General features: G+C 68.7%; 19 protein-coding genes. 9 read left to right on the forward strand and 10 right to left on the reverse strand.

The genetic code is table 11. The annotated features are described in order from the left end of the window. Window positions 1-49: 49 nt before the first annotated feature. Entirely contained in the window at window positions 50-718 is a 669-nt protein-coding gene (locus EZ242_RS22605; protein ID WP_420821222.1) for a WecB/TagA/CpsF family glycosyltransferase, read from the forward strand. A 195-nt stretch (window positions 719-913) separates the two neighbouring features. After that, window positions 914-1,237 carry a class I SAM-dependent methyltransferase gene (locus EZ242_RS22610; RefSeq protein ID WP_420821223.1) on the forward strand — a complete coding sequence of 108 codons (324 nt, stop codon included), beginning with the start codon at window positions 914-916 and terminating at the stop codon, window positions 1,235-1,237. A gap of 141 nt (window positions 1,238-1,378) precedes the next feature. On the opposite strand, the gene EZ242_RS00130 is transcribed toward EZ242_RS22610, so the two are convergent. The 5 genes from EZ242_RS00130 to gmd all read right to left on the reverse strand — a co-directional run bounded on the left by EZ242_RS00130 (window position 1,379) and on the right by gmd (window position 8,867). After that, window positions 1,379-3,679, reverse strand: coding sequence for a polysaccharide biosynthesis tyrosine autokinase (locus EZ242_RS00130; RefSeq protein ID WP_338101433.1), 2,301 nt, complete (start codon window positions 3,677-3,679; stop codon window positions 1,379-1,381). A 5-nt stretch (window positions 3,680-3,684) separates the two neighbouring features. After that, window positions 3,685-4,116 (reverse strand): low molecular weight protein-tyrosine-phosphatase, encoded by a 432-nt coding sequence (locus tag EZ242_RS00135; RefSeq protein ID WP_135283092.1) that lies wholly within the window; start codon window positions 4,114-4,116, stop codon window positions 3,685-3,687. Window positions 4,117-4,140: 24 nt separating this feature from the next. Further along, window positions 4,141-5,364, reverse strand: a complete 1,224-nt coding sequence (locus tag EZ242_RS00140; RefSeq protein WP_135283093.1) for a polysaccharide biosynthesis/export family protein — start codon at window positions 5,362-5,364, stop codon at window positions 4,141-4,143. 61 nt (window positions 5,365-5,425) lie between these two features. After that, window positions 5,426-7,603, reverse strand: a complete 2,178-nt coding sequence (locus tag EZ242_RS00145) for a YjbH domain-containing protein (protein WP_167784582.1) — start codon at window positions 7,601-7,603, stop codon at window positions 5,426-5,428. A gap of 145 nt (window positions 7,604-7,748) precedes the next feature. After that, entirely contained in the window at window positions 7,749-8,867 is a 1,119-nt protein-coding gene (gene gmd / locus EZ242_RS00150) for a GDP-mannose 4,6-dehydratase (protein ID WP_135283095.1), read from the reverse strand. A gap of 433 nt (window positions 8,868-9,300) precedes the next feature. Between gmd and EZ242_RS00155 the strand changes: the two genes are divergently transcribed. Further along, window positions 9,301-9,564: a hypothetical protein gene (locus EZ242_RS00155; protein ID WP_167784583.1), complete on the forward strand. Its 264-nt coding sequence runs from the start codon at window positions 9,301-9,303 to the stop codon at window positions 9,562-9,564. A 519-nt stretch (window positions 9,565-10,083) separates the two neighbouring features. Then, a complete protein-coding gene (fcl, locus tag EZ242_RS00160) occupies window positions 10,084-11,061 on the forward strand; it encodes a GDP-L-fucose synthase (RefSeq protein ID WP_135283097.1) in 978 nt (325 codons plus the stop codon). 180 nt (window positions 11,062-11,241) lie between these two features. Here fcl and EZ242_RS00165 read toward each other — a convergent pair whose 3' ends face one another. Further along, window positions 11,242-12,759 (reverse strand): hypothetical protein, encoded by a 1,518-nt coding sequence (locus tag EZ242_RS00165; RefSeq protein WP_135283098.1) that lies wholly within the window; start codon window positions 12,757-12,759, stop codon window positions 11,242-11,244. A 276-nt stretch (window positions 12,760-13,035) separates the two neighbouring features. Further along, on the reverse strand, window positions 13,036-13,500 hold the full coding sequence (locus EZ242_RS00170; protein ID WP_135283099.1) for a type III secretion system chaperone: 465 nt from the start codon (window positions 13,498-13,500) through the stop codon (window positions 13,036-13,038). Window positions 13,501-13,982: 482 nt separating this feature from the next. Between EZ242_RS00170 and EZ242_RS00175 the strand changes: the two genes are divergently transcribed. From EZ242_RS00175 to EZ242_RS00185, 3 genes are all read left to right on the forward strand, one after another. Beyond that, window positions 13,983-14,555, forward strand: coding sequence for a hypothetical protein (locus EZ242_RS00175; protein ID WP_135283100.1), 573 nt, complete (start codon window positions 13,983-13,985; stop codon window positions 14,553-14,555). Window positions 14,556-14,655: 100 nt separating this feature from the next. Then, entirely contained in the window at window positions 14,656-15,306 is a 651-nt protein-coding gene (locus EZ242_RS00180) for a hypothetical protein (RefSeq protein WP_135283101.1), read from the forward strand. Between the two features lie 177 nt (window positions 15,307-15,483). Beyond that, window positions 15,484-16,251 (forward strand): hypothetical protein, encoded by a 768-nt coding sequence (locus EZ242_RS00185; RefSeq protein WP_167784584.1) that lies wholly within the window; start codon window positions 15,484-15,486, stop codon window positions 16,249-16,251. A gap of 101 nt (window positions 16,252-16,352) precedes the next feature. Here the strand turns inward: EZ242_RS00185 and EZ242_RS00190 are convergent, their stop codons facing one another. Together EZ242_RS00190 and EZ242_RS00195 are read right to left on the reverse strand one after the other, a co-directional pair. Next, window positions 16,353-17,216: a hypothetical protein gene (locus tag EZ242_RS00190; protein WP_135283103.1), complete on the reverse strand. Its 864-nt coding sequence runs from the start codon at window positions 17,214-17,216 to the stop codon at window positions 16,353-16,355. 412 nt (window positions 17,217-17,628) lie between these two features. Then, window positions 17,629-19,425, reverse strand: coding sequence for an ABC transporter transmembrane domain-containing protein (locus tag EZ242_RS00195; RefSeq protein ID WP_135283104.1), 1,797 nt, complete (start codon window positions 19,423-19,425; stop codon window positions 17,629-17,631). 44 nt (window positions 19,426-19,469) lie between these two features. On the opposite strand from EZ242_RS00195, the gene EZ242_RS00200 reads away from it, so the two are divergent. Together EZ242_RS00200 and EZ242_RS00205 are read left to right on the forward strand one after the other, a co-directional pair. After that, window positions 19,470-20,906, forward strand: coding sequence for a multicopper oxidase family protein (locus EZ242_RS00200; RefSeq protein WP_135283105.1), 1,437 nt, complete (start codon window positions 19,470-19,472; stop codon window positions 20,904-20,906). A 183-nt stretch (window positions 20,907-21,089) separates the two neighbouring features. Then, a complete protein-coding gene (locus tag EZ242_RS00205) occupies window positions 21,090-22,253 on the forward strand; it encodes a PilT/PilU family type 4a pilus ATPase (protein ID WP_276606526.1) in 1,164 nt (387 codons plus the stop codon). Window positions 22,254-22,352: 99 nt separating this feature from the next. Here EZ242_RS00205 and EZ242_RS00210 read toward each other — a convergent pair whose 3' ends face one another. Further along, entirely contained in the window at window positions 22,353-22,883 is a 531-nt protein-coding gene (locus EZ242_RS00210) for a hypothetical protein (protein WP_135283106.1), read from the reverse strand. Window positions 22,884-22,906: the final 23 nt, after the last annotated feature.

A 22,906-nucleotide genomic window follows, 5' to 3' on the forward strand; every position in this document is an offset into this window, starting at 1 on the left:
TGAGTTGGATGCAATGGACTTTGAAGGCGTTGCTAGGAGCATCCTCGGGATGGCTATCACGCGGGAAAAAGGATACGTATGCTTCGCCAACGTACATTCCGTGGTAACGGCTCGCAGCAACGATGAATTTCTTAGGTCGTTGTGTTTGGCCCGCTTTGTGGTACCTGACGGTGCTCCTGTCGCTTGGGCCGTTAGTCGATTTGGCGAGACAGCACAAAGTCGGGTTCCTGGGCCAGATTTGATGTTGCGTCAATGTGAACTCGCCGAAGCAGAAGGGTTGGGAATATTCCTCTATGGCGCAACGTCTAGAACCCTGAACCTTCTTGCTCGGAATCTGGGGCATCGATTTCCGCGGATTAAAATAGTTGGCATGTATGCGCCGCCGTTCCGAACTACTACGAGGGAAGAGGATGCGGCGATAACGGCGGCGATAAACGCTTCGACTGCGTCGATTGTGTTCGTCGGTCTTGGATGTCCGAAGCAGGAGCTATGGATGGCACGAAATTCGGCCTCCGTTAACGCGGTGATGCTCGGGGTCGGTGCGGCATTTGACTTCCATGCGGGCGTTATCCGTCGAGCGCCTTTGTGGATGCGCGGAGTCGGGTTGGAGTGGCTACACAGGTTCTGCTGCGAGCCGAGGCGGCTGTGGGCGCGCTATTTAGGAACTGGGTTGAGGTTTGCATGGGCAGTAGGTGCCCATTTGACCAAGCGTAGCTAATTGGGGGGCTATGCGTTTAGCAGAGCGAGTTCCAGCATTTAACAGGGCTCGTAAGTGGAGGCTGTTCACGCAGGAGATTGCGCCGAAGCCAACCTCAACTATTCTTGATATTGGATTCGAGATAGAGACACTAGCCGTGTTGACAACTACCTCGAAAAGCACTATCCATTCCTGGAAAAGATAACTGCCCTCGGCCTGCACGAGGCTCGGCAGTTTGCCGTGCGCTACCCGGCGGTGCGCACGGTGCAGTATCAAGGTGGCGATTTTCCGTTTGCAGATGGCGAATTCGACGTCTGCTGGTCTACCGCGGTTTTGGAGCACGTTGGAGACCGGGATCGGCAACTGCATTTCATCCGTGAGCTTAACGGGTGGGCCGACGGTCATTCATCACCACTCCCAATCGGCATTTTCCCGTCGAAGTCCATACGCACACACCTTTCCTTCACTGCCTCCCGAAACGACAGTTCGACGGGTACCTGCACAAGGTTGGGAAAGCTTGGGCAGCTGGCGGATACATGACCTTCTGACGTTACGAGAACATTCAGCGGATGATGAGGGAAGCCGCTATTTACGATTACCGCATCGTGAAGAATCGGCTTGGACCTTTTACGCTAGACTATGTCCTGATTTTCTAAGGCCGTGCGAGCCTCTTGTGCGGGCTTATTGCAGCCGCTGTGCCCCATGCGAGCTAGATTGACTGGCGTAGCTGTACTGCCGGTATCGATACGCCCCGTACCTGTACCCATAACTCCCGTAGTGCCGTCGACTCAGATCCATTGCATTGAACAGCACCCCATCCGCACGCCTCCCCGCATGCGCCAGCCGCCGCGCACTTTCCTGTAGCTCGCCAATCTGCGTGTCGCCCGACCGCGCCACCAGCAGTAGCGTTCCCGCGAGCGTTGAGATGGTCAACGTATCGGCCGCTACCAGCACCGGCGCCGTGTCGATGATCACCATGTCGTAGTCCGCCGAGAGCGCAGCGAGCTGATTCGCCAGTGCGGCACTCATTACCAATTCCGCCGGATTCGGCGGGAGTAGCCCGGTCGGGATGAAGTCCATGCCCGGCAGCACACTCCTGCGGATCGCCTGGTCGGCGCCAATGGTGCCGGTCACCAGTTCGCTGAGCCCGCTGGCGCGCTCCATTCCGAAGTACTGATTCAGGTGCCCCTTGCGCAGGTCCGCGTCAATCAGCAGCACGCGCTTGCCGGCGCTGGCAACAACCGCCGCGAGGTTTGCAGACACAAAGCTTTTGCCGACTCCCGGGGTAGCGCCGGTGATCAATAGGCGGTTGTTGGGGGCGTCCAGCATCGCGAATTGGAGCGAGGTCCGCAGGCTGCGCAGGCTTTCGACCGCCGGGTCCTGCGGGGCGGTGTGGGCCAGCAGGTGCAGCCCGGGTTGCTTCTCCTTGGCTTCCTTAGCCAACGCGCGCTCCACGGCACTCAGGGGAATGGTGCTGTACACATTCAGGCCTGTTCGCGCTTCGATCTCCTGCGGGTTCACGACGCCGCGGAAGAACGATGCCCGGGCGATGGCGAGCCCGACGCCCCCCAGCAGCCCCAGCAGCAGCGCCAGTCCGAGCGTGATGCCCTTACGCGGCTGCACCGGCTTCTTCGGCAACGCGGCTTGATCAATCACGCGCACGTTGCCGATCTTGCCTTCCCGCACCAGTTGCAGTTGCAGCGCCTGGCCGCGCAGCTGCTCGTACAGCGCGTTATTGACCTTCACGTCCCGCTCGAGCCGCACGGTGTCCTGCTGCACCGCGGGCATGCTCTTCACGCGGGCGTTCAGGCTGCCGATCTCACGGTCCCACGCCGCAATCTGTGCGTCCAGCGTTTTGACGTTCGGATGCTCGCCCGTAAAGCGCTGCAACATCTCGCGGCGCTTTTGCTGCGCCTCCAGCAGCTTGGATTGCAGTTCCACGCTGCGGCTCAAGATTAGCTTGGCTTCTTCGTCCAGGGCGACGGTGCCCTTCTGGTTACGGAAGCGGTTGTAGGCCTCTTCGCTCTGGGTCAGTTGCTGCTTGAATTGCGGCAATTGGGAATCCAGGAAGGCCAGCGTCTTCTGCGCTTCGGCGGCCTTGCGCTCCACGTTCTGGCGCACGTACTGCTCGCCAATTTCGTTCAAGATCCGCGCGAGGCGCTCGCGGTCGGTGTCCTGCAGCGTGGCGTCGATCACGCCGCTCTGGCGGCCCTTTTCGGACAGCTTCAGGGCCTTCTGCAGGCCTTCGATCATGGCCAGGCGCGCATGCCGGGTCAGCTCGAATTCGGCGCCGGGCCGCGCCTGCAGTTCGGTCACCAGGAGCTTCACGGGGCCAAACGGCGTGGGGCGGCTCATGGGCTCGCCCACCCGGCCGGCCAGCGGCTCGCCCAGCTCGGGGTGGCGCAGGGTGAAGGCGCCCTCTGCGCCGGCCAGGGTCAGCGTGAAGGGCGTGCCTTCCAGCAGCGCCGGCACGTCGAACACCGTGGCCGTGATGTGCTCCTTGCCGTGCACATAGCCACGCATGGGCTCGCTCAGGCCCTCGGCCCGGCGGGCCAGCCAGTCGCCTACCACGGGAAGCAGGCGCGGCCTGGCGTCGATGTACAGCGCCGTGTTGTCCACGGCCTGGCCGATCACCATGCGCGATCGGATGATTTCCATCTCGGCGCTGGCGGCGGTCTTCACCTCGAAGAGGCTGGCCGCCTCGCCAAGCAGGCTGGCCGCGCCGCCCTTGCTGTCTTCCACCTGGATCAACAGGTTGCTCTGGTACACCGGGGGCGTGAGGTAGGCGTAGGCACCGCCCGCCGCGACCGCCACCGCCGTGATGGCGGCGATCAGCCAGCGGTTGTCGATGATGATGTCCCAGTACTCGGCCAGGTTGATCTCGTCGTCGTCGTCCTTCAGCGGCGCCGGCATGGGCGCGAGCATGGGCATCGCGAGCGGGTTCGAGGCCAGGGGGGCCTGCAGCGGGTGCGGGGCGTTCATGGTGTTCACAATCTCTGGATGCGCAGCAACCATTCGGTGGTGCCTGCGTCGATGAGGGCCAGCGCCTCGCGGAAGGCGAGTTCACCCTGGCGGTAGGGGTCGGGTACGTCTTGCTTCAGGTGCTCGGCCACGCGGAAGACCCGACCGCGCACTTGCGGGTACATGTCCTCCACGCGTTGGCGCTGCTCGGTGTCCATCACCAGCACCAGCTCCGATGCAATGCACAAGACGCTATTGATTTGCTGCGCCCGGTGGGCGCGCAGGGTGACGCCGCGCTCGGCCATCAGGCGCACGGCCTGCTCGTCGGCGGGCCACCCGACCATCGCACCCAGGCCGGCCGATTGCACCTGCGCCTGCGGCATGGCCTGTGCCAGCAGGCCCTGCGCCATGGGGCTGCGGCAGATGTTGCCTTCGCACACGACCAGAATCTTGTTCATGCGGTGAGTCGGTGAGCCAGTGCCTTACTGGCCCACCGCACTGCGCCCGGCGCCCACGGCCAAGGCCGAGGGCACGATGAGGGACACGATGCGGTTCCAGTTGACCAGCGGCACGGCGTCCACGTACACCACGTCGCGCGGGCGCAGCGGGAAGGTTTCCGCCAGAGCCAGTGCCGTGGGCGCGCCGGCGTTCAGGTGGTAGATGGCCGGCGTGCCCTGCATCGTGTTGCGGATCACGTAGATCTGCCGGGTGTTGGCCGTGGCCAGGTTGGGGCCGCCGGCTTCGCCCAGGGCTTCATTCAGGCTCAGGCGCCCATTGCGCATGGGCAGGGCCGAGGGGCGGGCGATCTCGCCCATGACGAATACCTTGCTTTCGTCGCGATTGCGCACGGTGACCAGGTCGCCGCTCTGCAGCAGGATCTGGTTGGGGTTGATGCCCTGCTCCTGGAGTTGCATGAGGTCGATGGCCGTGCTGCGCTCGCCGCGCGTGAGCGTCACTTGCGAGCGGTCACCGGCGGCGGTGATGCCGCCTGCCCGGTTAATGGCTTCGGGGAGCGTCATCGGCACGTCGGTGAAGATCTGCGTGCCGGGGCTGCGCACCTCACCGTCCACATAGGCGCGGCGGCTGCGAAAGCTGTTGATGCGCACCGAGACCTGCGGGTCCTTGATGTAACGGGCCAGGCGCTGGCGGATCAACTCCGAAGCTTCAATCTCCGTGAGGCCTTCCACCTTCACGCGGCCAATGAAGGGGAAGGACACCTGACCGTCCGCCCCCACGATGAAGCCGGGGGCGCTGCTGATGCCGGTGGGGTCGGCCTGCTGGCTGATGACGGTGCCGGCCGACGGCAGCAGCTCCGGGTGGTCATAGACCACGATGCCGATCACGTCGCTGGTGCCGATGGTATAGGCCTGTGGCTTGCCGAACAGCGCCTGCACCTCGGGCGCCACGGTGCGCGGGCGCGCGCTGGCCTGGGCCTGCACCAACTGCGGCGTGATGGGCGTCACCATGCCCTGCGGCGGGTTGTTGGCGTCGGCAGGCAGGTACTGGCCTAGCGTGACGCTGGTGCGCAGCTTCGGGTCGGCGTAGTCGAAGCCGGGCGTGGTGACCACCGCGCAGCCCGAAGCCGCCAGCAGCGAAGCCAGCGTGGCCGTGCCGATGGCCCATCGGATGGCAGCGTGCCGGTGTGCGGCCTTGCGGCCACTCGCGCGGGCTGTGCCGCGCAAGTGGCCGGTGTCCTCGATCCCCATCTCTCGTGTTCCTCTGTTCGTCGCGGCGGCAGACTCTAGCGCACGGTCCGTTGCATGCCCACTACGGCACTGCATGACGGGCCGCATCGCGAATGCGCCGGATGTTGTCTTCGAAATACCGCAGGCCCGCGCGGTCGCTGTTGAACGTGGCGTCCAGCGTCGGAGCCGGCGGCAGCAGGCCATGGCCGAAGCGGACCGGGTTGCCGCGCCCTTCGCGCAGGGTGGTTTCCAGCCCGGTGGCAAAGCGCTCGGCGCCCATGAAGCCCACCGGGCCGGCGGCTGCCCGCTCGCGCCGGGGCGTGAGCGGCAGGCTGATCTCGACGCCGCCAAACTGGCGCACCGGCTGGTTCTCGAACCGGGTGCGCTTGTAGTACACCGCCACGCTCACATCGTCGAACCACTGGCGCAGGCCCAGCTGCAGCCCCAGGTCGTTGTAGAAGAAACGGCCAGCGGTGGCCTCCAGCGCGGTGCGGGTCGGGGAGACGTAGTAGCGGTAGCTTCCCAGGATGGGGGTGGCGCTCTGCGGGCCGGGTTTGTTCGGCTCGCCCGGGTCGGCATGGCGGAAGTGCCCGGCCATGGCGGTCACTCGGTGCAGGCCTTCGGCCGGCTCCCAGCGCACGCTGGCCAATGCGCCGTCCCACCAGCCACCGATGCGGCCCAGGGTCACCTGCCCGGTGACGGCGCCCAGTCCCCAGCGGCGCGCGGCCAGCGGGTCGCCCGGCGCCAGCCAGCGGTCCACCGGCAGGCGGATGGTCTGCGTGAAGGCCACCCGCTCGAGCTGCGTGCGCACGCGCCGGCTGGCGAAGACGCCGCCGTCTTCGTAGTTGCGCGTTTCATAGACGGGCACCGCCTGCCGCACCTCTGCGCTCGCGCCCGCCCACAGGGGCAGCTGCAGCCCGATGCTGGCGCCCAGAGAGGCGTCGAGCGCGCCGACTTCCGAGCCGATGTTGGTGCGCAGCACCGGCTCGACGATGACGCGCAGCGTCTCGGAGCTGGGTGCGCCGCGTTGCACGAGCCAGTCGGCCCCGCCGTGCAGTGCATCAAGCGGCTGCATGCCGGGGGTGGTCAACTCCCCACCGGCGCAGGAGGCTGCGTCGTCGATCCATTGGCGCAGGCAGTCGGCCTGGCCGGTGACGGCGACCAGCGGCTGCTGGCGCTGGGTCAGGATGAACCGGAAGGCCGTGGGCTGGTCACCCAGCGTGTGCGCAATGACGCCCAGCCCCGCGCCCAGCGCATCCACGCTGTTCCAGCGGTAGCTCGCGTTCTCTGCGCGCACCGCGATGGAGTGGTCGGCCATGCGGCCGACCCAGATGTCTTCCAGGCCGGCATCCTGCAGGCGCGCGGCGAGTTGCAGCAGGTCTTCGGGCGCAGGCGCCTCGGGAGAAGAGGCGCGGCTGCCCGGCTTCGGCAAGGGCGTAGTGGCGCCGTCAGAAGGGGGCAGGCCGGCCACTTGGCTGCTTTTGTGAGCCTGGCGAGCCGGGGCGCCAGGATCGCTGGCGACTGCAGCGGGAGAGGCCGGCGCTGCCAGGCGCGCGGGCTCAGCAGACGGCCGGCGCGGGGCCGGTGCCGGGACGTGGTACAGCGGCACCGACAGGTTGGCCGACCACCACTGCCGCTCGGTAAGCGCGGTGTCGGTGAGGCGCTGGTGCGCTCCGGCCGAGAGCTGCCAGCCGCGCGGCAGCCAGGCCGCGGGCGCGAACACACGCACACCCGCCCAGGCCTGCGCATCGGCCATCTCGACGTGGGCCCGCAGCCAGGGGAGCGGCTGCCACGCGAGGCTGGCGAACGGGCCGTCCAGCGGCGAGCGCGATCCGTTGATGCCGGCGCCACTGCGCCGCGCCAGGCCGGCACTGGCCTGCCAGGGGCCCTGGTCGTAGGTGAGCACGCCGTACAGCGTGCGGAAGTAGGTGACAGCGCCGCCGACGTCGGTGGCGCCTGCGCCGAGGCGCCAGTGGCCCTGCGCATCCAGGCCGATGGAGGCCTTGCCGCTGGCCGACAGGTCGCGCGCACCGCAGTTCGCCGCAAGGCAGTTGGTGTGCAGGGTGTTGGCCGCCAGGCGTCCGGCGATCTCCACGTTGGGCAGCAGCCCGAATCCCAGCACCCAGTTGTGGCCCGTGGTGTTGCGCAGCCCTGGCAACTGGTTGTCGTAGCCCAGCTCCGCGCGGCCCCAGTGGAGCAGGTGGGCATTGGGCGTGATGCCCAGGCCGGTGAAGCCTGCCTGGCCGAGCGTGTTGCTCACGCCAGCGGCAGTTGCACCGGCCCCCGCGCCGGCATGGGCCGGCGGCGCGAACGGCTGGAGCGCCGCAACGGAAACGGCGACGAGAGCGACTCGGAAGGCGCGCATCAGACTACAGGGAGGCAGCGTGCAATCGGAGGGCGCCGAATCACGTCTCCATGGAGACCGGAACGTAATGGCCGTGGGCCTTGAGGAAGGCGTGGCGACGGGCGTCCTGCAGGTCGGCGGCCACCATCTCGCGGCACATTTCCTGCGTGGTGATCTCGGGCACCCAGCCGAGCTTCTCGCGCGCCTTGGTCGCATCGCCAAGCAGCGTCTCCACTTCGGTCGGCCGGAAGTAGCGGGGGTCGATGGAGACCACCACGTCCCCCGGCTTCAGGCACGGCGCCTTGTCGCCTTCGATTGCCATGACGTAGCCGCGCTCGTTCACGCCGTGGCCTTCGAAGTGCAGCGAAATGCCCAGCTCGGCGGCGCTCCAGGTGATGAACTGGCGCACGGTGTACTGCAGGCCGGTGGCGATGACGAAGTCGTCCGCGTGGTCCTGCTGGAGCATCATCCACTGCATGCGCACGTAGTCCTTGGCGTGCCCCCAGTCGCGCAGCGCGTCCAGGTTGCCCATATAGAGGCAGCTCTCCAGGCCCTGGGCGATGTTGGCCAGCCCGCGCGTGATCTTGCGCGTCACGAACGTCTCGCCGCGGCGCGGGCTCTCGTGGTTGAAGAGGATGCCGTTGCAGGCGTACATGCCATAGGCCTCGCGGTAGTTCACCGTGATCCAGTAGGCGTAGAGTTTGGCCGCCGCATAGGGGCTGCGCGGGTAGAAGGGCGTGGTCTCCTTCTGCGGGGTTTCCTGCACCAGGCCGTACAGCTCGGAGGTGCTGGCCTGATAGAAGCGCGTCTTCTTTTCGAGGCCGAGGATGCGGATCGCTTCCAGAATGCGCAGCGTCCCGATGGCGTCCACGTCGGCCGTGTACTCGGGCGACTCGAAGCTCACCGCCACATGGCTTTGCGCGCCCAGGTTGTAGATTTCATCGGGCTGCGTCTGCTGGATGATCCGGATGATGTTGCTGGTATCCGTGAGGTCCCCGTAGTGCAGCTTCAAGCGGGCCGATTCGACGTGCGGATCCTGGTAGATGTGGTCGATGCGCTGCGTGTTGAACTGCGAGGCGCGCCGCTTGATGCCGTGGACTTCGTAGCCCTTTTCCAGCAGGAGTTCGGCCAGGTAAGAGCCGTCCTGGCCCGTGATGCCGGTGATCAGTGCTTTTTTCAACAAGTGCCTCGCGAACCCGAATACAAGGAATGCGGGATGCCGCAGCGCACGCTTGCGAAGCTGTGCCTGTGCCTTCCCGGGGCGCCATTATCTCGGTAGCTCAGCAGGGCGCCTTCGTCTCCGTTCCAGAAATGGGATCAATGCGTAACGCTCCGCATGCGCTGTGGGATCAGGACAACATGCGACCACGCACCCCGCGCGCGCGCGCTGGCCTTGGGGCGGGCCTTGTGGCAAAGTGAGGCTAGCTCATCTACAAGTCCGCGCCCGCCGCCAGGAGCGCGCGCCCACCCGGACCCAGCCCCATTTCACGATGCAATGCCCTTCCTGCCATGGCAACCGCTGCGAGCTTGTCGGCGTGCTGCACGCCCAAGGAGGTGGTGGTGCGCCCGAGGTTGCACCGCCGGCCGCGCCTCGCGGGGCGCAGCGGCTTGGTGTGACCGCGCTTGCATCGGTGGCGCCGGCAGTGGTGCTTTCACCCTGGTGGCTCGCTGGCACGGCTGTACTGGGTCTCGTCTCGGCAGTCATGCGGCCCATCGAGCGCCGCCACCATGCCCAGGCGATGGACGACTGGGCCCGTAGCTGCGTCTGCGCAGACTGCGGCGCGAGCTGGCAGGTCGAGGATTTGCTGCCGCAGCGCACGCGTTCGGCAGCAGCAGAAGCGCGCAACTCCGCCTTCGGTCCGTCACTTGCCAATTGAGCGTCGGCGCGGGCAGTCGCGTCGGTTTGCGACCGGTGTTTCCCGGCGGCATGGCGCCAGCCGAGCCGCCCGGCTTTGCCGCACCTGATCCTCGCCCCACCAGATCTTCGCCCCGCCTGAACCTCGCCCCGCCAGCGTCGCGGGGCATCTCGGCCACGAGCGGGGTGACCGGACGCGGCCAGCCGTGTGTGCGCGGTGGCTTTCGGCCAGACGCCGACCGTCACGGGGAGAGGCTCGTTCTGGAGCTGCCGGCAACGACCCAGTCCGCACGCACCGGACGGACGTTTCCAGGCGGCCCTCGAGGGTCCCTGGCGGTGAGCAACGTCGCACGGCACGCTGGCACTTTGCTCGTTGCGGATCGATTGGGTTGCCATCGAGTAGCGGGCCCACTGGCGGGGCGCTGTGCCGCCGCACAAGCGTGACAAGCTGCCGGTCAGGTGGCGCTGCCGCCCCGCGTGCGCATGCGATGGCCTTCTCACGCGATATCCTCGGCGCCTTCGTCTTGGAATTGAGAACAACATGATCGCGCGCGCTACCACCCGGGTTTTCGTCGCAGGCCACCGGGGCATGGTCGGGTCGGCCCTGGTCCGGCACCTGCAGGCGCTCGGCTACGAAGACATCCTGACTGCCACCCGCTCCGAGCTGGACCTCACCGACCAAGCCGCGGTGCAGGCGTTTTTCCGGCGACATCCGATCGACCAGGTGTACCTGGCCGCCGCCAAGGTGGGCGGCATCCACGCCAACAACACCTACCCGGCGGATTTCATCCACGACAACCTGTTGATCCAGGCGAACGTGATCGGGGCCGCGCACCGGGCCGGCGTGCGCAAGCTGCTGTTCCTCGGCTCCTCTTGCATCTACCCCAAGCTCGCGCCGCAACCGATGCGCGAAGACGCGCTGCTCACCGGGACGCTGGAGGCCACCAACGAGCCCTATGCCATCGCCAAGATCGCCGGCATCAAGCTGTGCGAGAGCTACAACCGCCAGCACGGGCGCGATTACCGCAGCGTGATGCCGACCAACCTGTACGGCCCGCATGACAACTACCACCCGGACAACAGCCACGTCATCCCCGCGCTGCTGCGGCGCTTCCATGAAGCGGTGCAAGGTGGCGAGCCGGAGGTGGCGGTGTGGGGCAGCGGCCGCCCGATGCGCGAATTCCTGCATGTGGACGACATGGCCTCCGCCTGCGTGCATGTGATGGAACTCGATGAAGCCACCTGGCGCGCGGCGACGCAGCCGATGCTCAGTCACGTCAACGTCGGTACCGGCCAGGACTGCACCATCCGCGAGCTGGCCGAGACGGTGGCCCGCGTCACCGGCTTCGAAGGCCGGGTGGTGTTCGACGCCAGCAAGCCCGATGGCACGCCCCGCAAGCTGCTGGACGTGAGCCGCCTGCGCGGGCTGGGATGGGAGGCGTCGATCGGTCTCGACGAGGGCCTGCGCGACGCCTATGCGTGGTTCCGCGCGAACGCGCAGCAGGCGCGGGCGGCTTAGGCGGCCCTAGGCGGCCTGGGCTGGCCGTCAACCCCGGGCACATCAAGATCGCGCTGCCCGGCACCGCCACCACCGACCGGCCTTCGGCCTGCCGGCCACCTGGGTGGAGCCGGGCACGCGCGAGCAGCGCATCCGCGGCTGCGGGCGCGGCTGAAGGACTGGTGAGCGGGGCAGGGGGGATCAGGCGGGCGGGCGCTTCGTGTCCTGCTGAGCCAGGCCTTTACGCTCGCGGTAGGACCGCAGCCGCTGCCCGGCATGGGGCGCCTCTTCGGCTGCGCCGCGACGGTCGGCTCGGCGGGGCCCCGCGGCCAGCGCCATATCGAGGCGCTGCATGGGGATCACGGCTCCCGGGGGGCGCGGCCCGAGCCCGTCGCCCTCGTCTGGCACGGCACGCTGCGCCTCGCGTTCCACTGCCACGCGGACGGCGCGACCGGGCACCGGAGCGGGAGTGAAGACGGGGACGACTGCGTGTCGGGTGCGGATCGCTTGCGGCCGCGGGCGACCGGAGGTGGGCGTGACCAGGGAACTCGCCGGCGTGGCCGGTGAACCGGACCGACTGGCGGGTGACGCCATGAGGGCGTCGCGCCCGGTCTTGGCGAGGTAGCCGCGGATCTCGGTCGCCCCGAGCAGCACCCCCGAGAGGATCCGCGCGAGGTACTGCGCCAGGGGCATGATGAACCGCAGCTCCTCGGGCGGCGGGATGCCGTTGTCGGACGCGTAGGCGACCACGTCGTTCACCGCGCCGGCGAAGTCGAGCGGGGCCGTCATCATCGTGCGCAGCGAGGCATGGTCCAGGATGTCGCGCAGCACGGAATGGTTGGGCGGGGCGGCGTTGTCCAGTTGAAGCTGCAGCCTGTGGCGCCTCGCGGCCCAGTGCGTGGCGAACGCACCCACGACGATGTCCAGCATCTCCACGCCGGTCGAAACGAGAGCCGTGGCGGCTTCCTCGGGGTACCAGGCGTGGAAGCGCCCGCGCGCCGGAACGGTCCCCATGGCTTCGGCGAGAACGGGCGTGATCAGCGCCCCCGCGACGGCCACCACGGTGTAGAGGCCGGTGGCCATGAGCAGCCTGTCGGACACGTAGCTGGCGTAGAGCGGACTGGCCCTGGGCACGGGAATGTCATGCGCGTCCCGCACCTCCAGGTTGTGGCCCGGATACAGCGAGTTCGCTCGCAAATGGGAGTGACGCGTGAACACCTGGGTGCCGACGTCGCGGATCGTCGTCTGCACGAGGCGCCCCACCGCGCGCGCCGTCACGGCGACGGCACCGGGCAGGCCGCTGCTCGGGTACGTGAGGGTCATGGCCGTCACGAAGGCGATCGGCGGAAGACTTTGCAAGGCCCGGGGAACGAGCCCCTCGCGCAGGTCGGGGCGCAGGGCGCCGGTCCCGACCCGACTACCCCGATAGCCGGACAGCATGTACAGCGGCAGCACGACGAAGAAGACGAGGCCGGCGACCAGCTTGAAGTCGCTCCAGGTGCATTCCTGCGCCTCGTCGCACAGCTGCGAACGGATCGTGCCGCGGATGGCGGCGGCCACCTGGGTCGCGGCCCCGACGACGAAGAGCTCGCGCAGCATGAGGACCAGCGTGGTCGCGAGGACGGGGCGCTCCGCCGCGGCATGCAGCCGCGCATGATCCCGACCCTCCGGGCTGTGGACGTCCAGGACGCGCAGGCGGGAGGGGCCACGGAACAACACGGGCTGAAAGTCTTCCTGCGACGGCGTCGACGAATCCGGTCGGGCGGCCGAATGCGCCGAAGCGACCGAGGGGGTCAGCGGGACATCGCGCCTCGGTGGGCCCCCTCGGGGTGCTGTCGCTTCCTGGCGCTCTCGCTCGATTCGGCGCCTCGAGTTGACCTGCGCATTGCGCTTGAAGTCGCGCAGATCGTCAGGGCCACCGCGACCCGGCCGGCCAGGGCCTCCTGTACCTCGCAATCCTTCCATGCGCCGCTCCCGAAAGCAAGAAGAAAGCGTTCAAGCAAGGACCGCGCCCACCGGCCGCGTACCCCCTTCCCGCAGTCGCTCCATGTGCAGCCCACCACGCTTCCACAAGGTCACGAGCATGCCCAGCCGCTGCCCCGCCGCCAGCAGCTCGTCCGCCCCCAGCCCCTGCAGCGGCCGCGCGCACTGCACGGTATACGTCCGCGTCAGCGGGTTGCGGCCGAACGTCGGCGCGCCCGGCTCCAGCAGCAGGTAGTTGGCGTCCAGCAGCGCGTCGGCCACCGCGGCGGCGTCTCCCTCGGGCGGCTCGCCCAGGTCGGCGATCAGCAGCAGGGACGTGCCCTCGGGCGTCTGGACCACCTGCAAGGCCGCCCCTTCCTGCATGAGCTGGAAGCCGACCACGCCGTGCTCGTCCGGCGCGAGAACCTGCGTGTCCACGTTCAGGTGGGCGGCGATGCCGTCGTAGAGGGCCTGGAAGGCGGCGGAGACGTCGGGCATGGGTCGGGCGCGTGGCGTGGGAAAACCACGAGCTGACCAGACTTCGCCGTGGGCAGGTATCCGGGGTTTCCGGTCCTGTCAGTCGGACGACAAGGTTCTCAGAAGCGCATGGCGGCTTCAGGCCTGGCCGAGCGCCCGCCCGCCGGGCGTGCCGGCATCCAGCCGACCGGCGGCTTCGCAGGTGCTGCGCGCGCGACTCTTCGAGCGCGGGCACGCCCACGCCCAGGGCGCCGAGGGACGCCTGCAGTCGGCGCCGATGGCATGCTGGTTGCCTGGAGAGCCGGCAGGCCGGGGACTCGCCCACAGTCTTTGAGCCCCACCGCATTCAAGCGCCTGTGCCTTCGCTACAACAGCCGTAGCGAACTTGCCGGGAGCGCGTACAGCGCTACGGTAGAGTACCCACCGATTCAGACTGGCGTGCGACGCGTTCACGCGGCCGGCGCGCTGGACCCGCATCCCCTGCAACATTCCTGAGGAATCCCGTGAAGTCGAGCCTTTCTGTCGTTCTGAGTGCAATCCTGGCCCTGGGCCTTGTCGCCTGCGGAGGCGGCGGCAGCGAAACCCCGCAGGTCGCTTCGTCCGACGTGAAGGTCAACGCGGATTCGTCGACCACGGAGGCCTTCGCCAACGAGACCTTCGCTTTCGATTCGGGTGTCGCGGCGCTGGGCACCAGCGGCGTGGCCACCAGCCTGACCTTCACCAGCGGCTCCAGCTTCGCCGTGAGCGCCGGCGGCAATACCGCAAGCGGTGGCACCACCTACGGGTCTTGCATCTTCACCGTGCAAAGCACCACCTTCGGCGCGGGCCATCCGCTGGGCACCGTGGGACAGTCGGTGCGCATCGACCCCTGCCAGATCGACATCAAGGCGCGCGGCGTGGCCGCGACCGGCGTGCCGGCTTCCGTCAATGCGCAGCTGGTGCTGGGCAGCCTGGCGTCGCGCGGCGTGAGCACCAGCATCCGCATCACCGAGTCTGGCGAGCTCTATGTGGGCCAGGCGCTGTTCGGCACGGTGACCACCGTGCCGCCCACCGGCGCGACGGGCAGCGGGCTCTGACCCCCGCACGGCACCCCGTGCTTCCCTAACAACCCGCGCCTGGCGCGGGTTTTTTCATCAGGCCTGCGCCGGCCGGCGTGGGCATATCCAAAGAACTGGCATGTTCCCGCGCCTGCATTTCGCCGAGAGCGCCCGCCGGTTTTCCCCTGTACGCATGAACAAGCAGTTGCTCCTGGCGCTCTGGCTGGCGCCGACCCTGGCCTTCTCCCAACCCGGCTCCGCGCCGCGCGCGAACATCACAAACTACGAGGCGCCCGGCAGCCTGGCCGCGACGCAGCAGCTTCCTTGTATCGACCTCGCCGACGCGCGCCCGACCATGACGCCGCCCGACCTGCATACCGCCGTGCGTGCGTGCATCCAGGCACGGGAGTTCGACCGCGCCGCCCGGCTCTTCGTGCTGGCCGGCGTGTACGCCCGCTTTGATGCCAAACGCGTGGCCGATCCCTCCGCACACGGGGCCGGCAGAGCCCTGATCATCCAGACCACCAGCGCCTTCAGCGCCTCCGATCGCGAGCGCCTCGCCGCCGGCGTCAAGCGCCTGGCCGGCGAAGACCGAAGGCAGCAACAAGCGTTTTGCGCCCAGGTGCGACAGCTTGGCGTGCCGCAATACCTTCCCCGCTACATGATCCAGCACGGGGTTGATGCGCTGTCCGCAAGGGCATCACCGCAGAACGCGCTGGTGGCGCCGTTCGACGCCGACGCCGTCTGGAGTCATCTGCAGAGCTCTTACATGCGCTGTCCCACCCCCTAGGCGCCACCGGCTTGCTGCCGCGCGACTCTCAGCCCAGCCTATACATCTCGTCGGGGTCGTTACGGCGCTGTTGCCAACAGCAAGAGATTCACCCCCAAAACTGCTCGCAGGCCCGGCTCGGGCAGCTCAGGGGGATGTTTCATGCGTACATGGCAACCTGCACTGCAGCGCGGACTCATGGTGGCGGGTCTGATCGTGCTGGCCGCGTGTGGCGGCGGCGGTGGCGACCCGACCGGAGAGGCCGCGGCGCCTTTGGCGGGACAGGAGGCGCAACCCATTGCCAGCGGTCCCACGCCCGAACAGCGCGTGTCCACCGGCGGCTCCTGGCTGGGAACCCTGGGCGATCGAGTCGTCTTCGGCTTCATCCTGCAGGATGGCCGCCACTCACTGCTGTTCTCCCCGCCTGGCGACGAGACCATGCTCGCGGGCTTCATCCAGGGCGGCGGTGAGCTGAGCGCGACCCGGTTCACCTCGCGCACCCGCAGCTATCCGTTCGGCGCCGCGGCGCTGGACTCGCAGCTGGCTGCCGGCGTCGATGCCGAGTCGATGGTCGGTACTGCGCAGGAAGCCGGCGGGGCCGCCGAACCACTGCTCCTGAAATACCTGGCGTACTACGGCGCGCCGCCCATGTTGCAGTCGGTCGCAGGCCGCTACAACGCCCAGTCCTCGTTCGGTGCACCTGGGGTGTTCACGCTCTCCGAAGATGGCCAGTTGCGCGGGGGAGGTGATCCTGCCCAATGTGCGCTCTCGGGGCAGCTCACGGCCGCTCAGGGCAATCATGTGTTCGCAGTGTCTCTGCGATTCGTCGGGCCGGCCTGCGCTTTCCCTGATCAGCCGTTCACCGGACTGGCGTTCCACCACCCGGCGGCATTGCAACGGCTGTACATCACGGTGGCGGATGCGCAGGAGACCGCGGGGCTGCTGTTCGTCGGTGACCGGCAGTGACGGCCGACCGCTCCTGAGGCGCGTCATCCAGCGCGACGCCACACACCCCTTGCTCCCGAAGCCAAGCGAGCCCGCTCATCCCCCCCGGGCGGGCCCGTGTCTCAGCGCGTCCCGCCGGCAGCGGCGCGGTTGCTGCGCCCATTGGCGCGACTGCCGCGTTCGGCTTCGCGGGTGAGGCTGTCCTCGCCGCACAGCGAACTTGCCGCCGCGGCATAGGCCAGCACGCGGCGCGTGGCTTCTTCCATCCTGGCCTGCGCCAGCAGCACCGGCAGGTTGGAGCCCTTGGCGCCGTTCTCCGCATGTCGCTGTGCGAGCCAGGCCGCCAGGCGCGCGGAGCGCAGCATCGCCTTCATCCGGGCCTCGAAGTTCGACTTGGCGGCCACGCACGATCCGGGCAGGTCTGACGGCGGCAATGCGTTCGCCATCAGCTGCTGGTAGAGGGCTTCCACTTCGGCATCGGTCATCTGCTCCAGGGTTTGTGCGGCGGACGTCAGCTGCGCCAGCAGGGCCGCGGCCGCGGTGTCGCCGGGGTTCTGCGCCAGGTGCGCCTGCAGCTGCGCGACCGCCTGTTCGATGAGGCTCGCCACGAGGTCCCGTGCGCTGCTGCCGCCCGTCGAGGGGTTCCCGACTTCGAGCTGCAAGGTGATCGTCTTGCCCCGGATCGTGAGGGTGAGGGCGTGCGTCCCGGGGGTGAGATCGGCCGGAAGCACGACGATCAGTTCGCCCGTGTTGCCGCCCGTTTCGCCCGTGCTGCCGGTGCTCGCGTCCGGCTCGCCGCCGGTGTTAGCCGCGCCGGAGTCGCCGGGGGTGCCGGGGGTGGCGGAATGCAGCACCTCGACGCGAATGCCGTCCACCTCGACGACGACATCACCGGGCTCCGTAGGGTCGGTGCGGATCGCCACGGCTTCGCCAGGGCTGTAGCTGGCTTCGGGTCCGCCGGCGAACGAGGCGACCGGGTCGGCCATGGGCAGGACCGGATCACTCCCGCCCCCGCCGCAAGCGGCAAGGAAAGACAGGGACAGGGCGCTCACGGCCGCCGTCGCAACACGCTTGAAAGGGGACATGGCACTTCCTGCAACAAAACTGCCGGAAGTGTATCTGTATGTAAGGTATCTGTGTGCCCGCCAGTTATGTTTTTTGTAACGGCCGGGTGCGAAGCCTCAGATCGTGCCCGCGGGCCGCCAGAGCGTGTTCCAGACCTTCGACGAGGCCATCTGCTCCTCGAAGCGAATCCCGCGGTGTCCAACACGGCTGACGCGCAGCGGCTGCAACGGGTGCAGACCACGCTGGACCGCGAGGGTCCTGCAGGGCCACGTGGGCGGGCGCGTTCGCACCGATGCAGCGGGCGGCGAAGCTGGAGGGGCTTGCGGGTAAGTCCTAGGCCATGAACTGCAGCGCCGCGAGTCCGGCGTAGGTGCCGCCGGCCGCCACCAGCGCCTCGTGCGTGCCCGTCTCGACGATGCGGCCGTGGTCCAGCACCACGATGCGGTCGGCCCGCTGCACGGTGGCCAGGCGGTGCGCGATGACCAGCGTGGTGCGGTTGCGCATGGCCGACTCCAGGGCGGCCTGCACCACGCGCTCGCTCTCGGCGTCCAGCGCGCTGGTGGCCTCGTCCAGCAGCAGCAGCGGCGCGTCCTTGAGCATGGCCCGCGCGATGGCGATGCGCTGGCGCTGACCGCCGGACAGGCGCACGCCGCGCTCGCCCAGGAAGCTGTCCCAGCCGCCGGGCAGCGCCTCGATGAAGCCGTCGGCGAAGGCCGCGCGGGCGGCGGCGCGCACCGCCTCGTCGCTCGCACCCGGGCGGCCGTAGCGGATGTTCTCCATGGCGCTGGCCGAGAAGATCACCGGCTCCTGCGGCACCACGCCGATGCGCGCGCGCAGCGCCTGCAGGCCCAGCTCGCGGATGGGAACGCCGTCCAGCAGGATGCGGCCCTGCTGCGGGTCGTAGAAGCGCAGCAGCAGCTGGAACACCGTGCTCTTGCCGGCCCCGCTCGGGCCCACCAGGGCCACGGTCTCGCCGGGGCGGATGGACAGCGACAGGTCCGCGAGGGCCGGCGTCGCCGGCCGCGAGGGGTACGAGAAACGCAGTTTTTCCAACCGCACCGCGCTGCCGGCGGCGGCCACGCCCGGCGCGCGCGCGGGCTGCGGGTCCTGCACGGTGCTGCGCGCATGCAGCAGCTCCATCAGCCGCTCGGTCGCGCCCGCCGCGCGCAGCAGCTCGCCATAGACCTCGCCCAGCACGGCCACCGCGCCGGCCAGGATCACCGAATACACCACCGTCTGCCCCAGGTGGCCCGGGCTGATGCTCCCCGCCAGCACGGCCTGCGTGCCGCGGTACAGGGCCCACAGCAGCAGGGCCGCCGTGCCGATGATGACGAAAGCCACCAGCAGCGCGCGGGCGCGGTTGCGGCGCACGCTGGTGGCGAAGGCCCGTTCGGTGGCGCCCTCGAAACGCGCCGCTTCGCGCGCCTCGGCGGTGTAGCTCTGGACCACGGGCACGGCGTTGAGCACCTCCGCGGCGATGGCGCTGGAGTCGGCCACCCGGTCCTGGCTGGCCCGCGACAGGCGCCGCACGCGTCGCCCGAAGGCCATGGCCGGCAGCACCACCAGCAGCAGCACCAGCAGCACCTGCGTCATGACCCAGGGGTTGGTCCACACCAGCATGCCCAGCGCACCCAGGCCCATCACCGTGTTGCGCAAGCCCAGGGACAGCGAGGAGCCGACGACGGTCTGCACCACGGTGGTGTCGGTGGTCAGGCGCGAGATGACCTCGCCGGTCTGCGTGGTCTCGAAGAATTCGGGGCTCTGCCGCAGCACGTGGGCGTACACGGCGGCCCGCAGGTCGGCGGTGACGCGCTCGCCCAGCCAGCTGACCAGGTAGAAGCGTGCCGCCGAGAACAGGCCCAGGGCCACGGCCACGCCGAAGAGCGCGAGGAAGTGCTCGCGCAGCGCGAGCAGGCGCTCGCCCCGGTCGGCGGCGGCCACGCCGGTGTCGATGAGGCCGCGCAGCGCCACCGGGAAGGCCAGCGTGGCGGCGGCGGCCATCACCAGGAAGAAGCCCGCCAGCGCGATGCGGCCACGGTAGGGCCGCAGGAAGGGAAGCAGCCCCGAGAGCGCGCGGGGTGAAGCCCGGGGCAGGGCGTCCTGGGCCGGTGGCGCACTCGGGCTTGGCATGGCCGGCAGTGTAGCCACCGTCCCGCGCGGCTATATTGGCCCGCATGCCCGAAACCCGCGCGACCGGACTGACGCGGCGGCAGTGCCTCCTGGCCGCCGCCTTGCCGCTGAGCCTGCCCCTGCCCGCAATGGCGCAGGAGGGCGGTGTGCGCGTGCTGCGCGCGGCGCCGCTGTCCCATCCGCTGCGCGGCAGCGCGCACCCGGCCATCACCGCCTGGGGCTATGAGGGCAGCGTGCCCGGGCCGCTGCTGCGTTATCGGCAGGGTGAGCGCCTGCGCCTGCGTTTCGAGAACGCGCTGCCCCAGGACAGCACCATCCACTGGCACGGGCTGCGCGTGCCGCATGCCATGGACGGCGTGCCGCACCTCACGCAGCCGCCGGTGCGGCCGGGCGAGTCCTTCCTCTACGAGTTCGAGCTGCCGGACGCCGGCACCTACTGGTACCACTCGCATTTGCGCAGCAGCGAGCAGGTCGAGCGCGGCTTGCACGGCCTGCTGGTGGTGGACGAACGCGAGCCGCCCCGGGTGGATCGCGACATCGCCTGGGCGCTGGACGACTGGCGCCTGTCGCCCACGGGCCAGCTCAGCGACAGCTTCGGCAGCCCGCACGACATCTCGCACGCCGGGCGCATCGGCAACGCCATCAGCGTGAACGGCGCCGCCCCGGCCGACCTGGCGCTGCGCCGCGGCGAGCGCATCCGGCTGCGGCTGGTGAACGTGGCCAATGCGCGCATCTTCTCGCTGGGCTTCGACGGCCACGCGCCGCAGGTGATCGCCCTCGACGGCCATCCGGTCACGCCGCATGCGCCCCCCCGCGGGCGCGTCGTGCTGGCACCGGGCAACCGCTGCGACCTGCTGCTCGACGCCACCGGGCGGCCGGGCGAGCGGCATGCGGTCTTCGACGACTTCTACCCCCGCCAGGCCTTCGACCTGCTGCAGCTGGTGTACGGGCCGGCGGCGCTGCGTGATGCGCCCATGGCTGCGGCCGTCGCGCTCGCGCCCAACCCCCTGGCCGAGCCGCAGCTGCAGGGCGCCGTGCGCCACACCCTGCGCTTCGAAGGCGGGATGATGAGCGGCATGCACCGCGCCCTGCTGGATGGGCAGGCCGTGCCCATGATGCAGCTGCTGCGGCAGGGCAAGGCCTGGGCCATCAATGGCGTGGTCTCGGCCGGCCACGGTGCGGCGCACGCGCACGACGCACCGCTGCTCACGCTGCGGCGCGGCCAGTCCTGCGTGCTCACGCTGCACAACGACACGCGCTGGTTCCACCCCATCCACCTGCACGGCCATGCCTTCCGCGTGCTCGCGCGGAGCGACCGGCCGACGCCATGGCGGGAGTGGCGCGACACGGTGCTGCTCGCGCCGGATGAGCGCGCGGACATCGGTTTCGTGGCCGACAACCCGGGCGACTGGATGCTGCATTGCCACGTGCTGGAGCACCAGGACGGCGGGATGATGGGCGTGGTGCGGGTCATTGCCTAGTTCCTTGGTTCTCGTTCTGTAGGTCATCGTCGGAACATCGCTACAGAATCCAGCTCCTCCCTTCTTGTTATGGCTGAGGCATTCCTAGAATGTCTCTTCATGCGCCGACCCGTGCCGCATGGCACGCGTCGGCGTTTCAGTCCCTGATGCCGCCCCCTCCCAGGACGGCGATTCGAGGTCAAGATGCAGTATCAGTTCACCGAGGCGGCCGCCTTGCCGTCCGTGCTGGCCGCGGATGTCGGCGCGTTCCTCCACTACATGGTTCGCGTGGATGCGTCCGACCTCTTCATGACGGTGGGGGCGCACCCCACGGTCAAGATCCAGGGGCGCATGCACGCCGTCGGCTCGGCCACGCTGGCGTCGGGGGCGGTCAAGCGCCTGGCCTATTCGGCCATGTCGGACAACCAGCGCCGTGACTTCGAGCGTGACCTGGAATGCGACCTGGCGCTGACCGTCAACGGCCTGGGGCGCTTCCGCTTCAACGTCTACGTGCAGCGCGGCGAAGTGAGCATGGTGGTGCGGCACGTCAAGAGCCAAATACCCAGCGTGGGCGAACTGCGCCTGCCGGCCATCGTCGAGCGCCTGGCGATGCTGCGCCAGGGCCTGGTGCTGGTGGTGGGCTCGGCCGGCTCGGGCAAGTCCACCACGCTGGCCGCCATGCTGGAGCATCGCAACCGCACTGCCGCGGGGCACATCCTGACCGTCGAGGACCCCATCGAGTTCATCCACGAGCACGGCAAGTGCATCGTGGACCAGCGCGAGGTGGGGCTGGACACGCGCTCCTTCAGCGAGGCGCTGCGCCGCGCGCTGCGCGAAGCCCCGGACGTGATCATGATCGGCGAGATCCGCGACGAGGAGACCATGCGCCACGCGCTGCACTACGCCGAGACCGGTCACCTGTGCGTCTCCACCCTGCACGCCAACAACGCCAACCAGGCGATCGAGCGCGTCATCAATTTCTTCCCGGAGACGGGCCGTCGTCAGATCCTGATGGACCTGTCGCTCAACCTCAAGGGCGTGGTCGCGCAGCGCCTGGTGCAGGGCACGGCCGGGCGGCGCGTGCCGGCCACCGAGGTGATGCTGCTGTCGGCCTACATCTCCGAGCTGATCCAGAAGGGCGAGGTGGACGAATTGAAGGCGGTGATCGCCAAGTCCAACGAGGTCGGCATGCATTCCTTCGACCAGAGCCTGCACGACCTGTACCAGCGCGGCGACATCACGCTGGAAGAGGCGCTGGAGCATGCGGATTCCAAGACCGACCTGTCGCTGCGCGTGCGGCTCCATGCGGGCGTCACGATGGAGGCGCCGCCGAACCTCAGCAGCCTGCGCAAGCGGCGCAGCGCCTAGAAGGTGCGAATGAATCTACTGCGCGGCCCGATCTGGCGCCTGCGCTTCTCGCCGTACCCAAGTACGGCTGCGATGCTCCGCGCCACCTCGACCCGCTCGCTACGATTCCTTCACACCTTCTGAGTGCTGCTCGTGCGCGTCCCTCGCGGGCGAGATCTCCGAAGGCGGCACAGCCGTCTCGGGCGCTTGTCGTGCCTCGGTGGCAACTTCGGGCCCGGCGGATTCGGTGCCTTTGCGATCCCGTTGCTGCGTAGCCGGCGGCACGAGCGCTGCAACTGCAACCGGCATGCGCTCCGAGAGCTTGCGTTGCGGTCCCCAGGTGTTCGTGAATGCAAGGTAGTGTTTCGCCGGAAGGCCTGGCACTTCCAAGTGCTTCCTGACCGGACGCAGCGCCTCCACGGCCTTCTTCGCTGCCGGCGAAAGTTTGCCGGGTAGCGACTCGAATTCAGCAGGCAAGGGCTTGTCGTACATGGCGTGGCCCAGGAGGGCGACTGCGGCAAGCGCCACCTTCTCCCCTGTGTACAAGCGTGCCAGTTCGGGTCGCAGCACCTGCAGCGCGCTGGGTGCAGGCGGCGTAGCGCGCTGCGGTGCGAAGCTGGAGGAGGTCGTGCGTTTGGGCGTGCGTTCCATTTGTTGTCGCAGGCAGTTGAAGG

This window comes from Ramlibacter rhizophilus, assembly GCF_004681965.1.
GTDB classification, from domain to species: domain Bacteria; phylum Pseudomonadota; class Gammaproteobacteria; order Burkholderiales; family Burkholderiaceae_C; genus Ramlibacter; species Ramlibacter rhizophilus.

What these genes read in the sequence shown, in the direction of transcription:
- EZ242_RS22605 (WP_420821222.1), top strand. Translation starts at nt 50, where the DNA reads ATGGCTATCACGCGGGAAAAAGGATACGTATGCTTCGCCAACGTACAT.
- EZ242_RS00130 (WP_338101433.1), bottom strand. Translation starts at nt 3,679, where the DNA reads ATGAACGCCCCGCACCCGCTGCAGGCCCCCCTGGCCTCGAACCCGCTC.
- EZ242_RS00135 (WP_135283092.1), bottom strand. Translation starts at nt 4,116, where the DNA reads ATGAACAAGATTCTGGTCGTGTGCGAAGGCAACATCTGCCGCAGCCCC.
- EZ242_RS00140 (WP_135283093.1), bottom strand. Translation starts at nt 5,364, where the DNA reads ATGGGGATCGAGGACACCGGCCACTTGCGCGGCACAGCCCGCGCGAGT.
- fcl (WP_135283097.1), top strand. Translation starts at nt 10,084, where the DNA reads ATGATCGCGCGCGCTACCACCCGGGTTTTCGTCGCAGGCCACCGGGGC.
- EZ242_RS00170 (WP_135283099.1), bottom strand. Translation starts at nt 13,500, where the DNA reads ATGCCCGACGTCTCCGCCGCCTTCCAGGCCCTCTACGACGGCATCGCC.
- EZ242_RS00180 (WP_135283101.1), top strand. Translation starts at nt 14,656, where the DNA reads ATGTTCCCGCGCCTGCATTTCGCCGAGAGCGCCCGCCGGTTTTCCCCT.
- EZ242_RS00185 (WP_167784584.1), top strand. Translation starts at nt 15,484, where the DNA reads ATGGTGGCGGGTCTGATCGTGCTGGCCGCGTGTGGCGGCGGCGGTGGC.
- EZ242_RS00190 (WP_135283103.1), bottom strand. Translation starts at nt 17,216, where the DNA reads ATGGCCGACCCGGTCGCCTCGTTCGCCGGCGGACCCGAAGCCAGCTAC.
- EZ242_RS00195 (WP_135283104.1), bottom strand. Translation starts at nt 19,425, where the DNA reads ATGCCAAGCCCGAGTGCGCCACCGGCCCAGGACGCCCTGCCCCGGGCT.
- EZ242_RS00200 (WP_135283105.1), top strand. Translation starts at nt 19,470, where the DNA reads ATGCCCGAAACCCGCGCGACCGGACTGACGCGGCGGCAGTGCCTCCTG.
- EZ242_RS00205 (WP_276606526.1), top strand. Translation starts at nt 21,090, where the DNA reads ATGCAGTATCAGTTCACCGAGGCGGCCGCCTTGCCGTCCGTGCTGGCC.
- EZ242_RS00210 (WP_135283106.1), bottom strand. Translation starts at nt 22,883, where the DNA reads ATGGAACGCACGCCCAAACGCACGACCTCCTCCAGCTTCGCACCGCAG.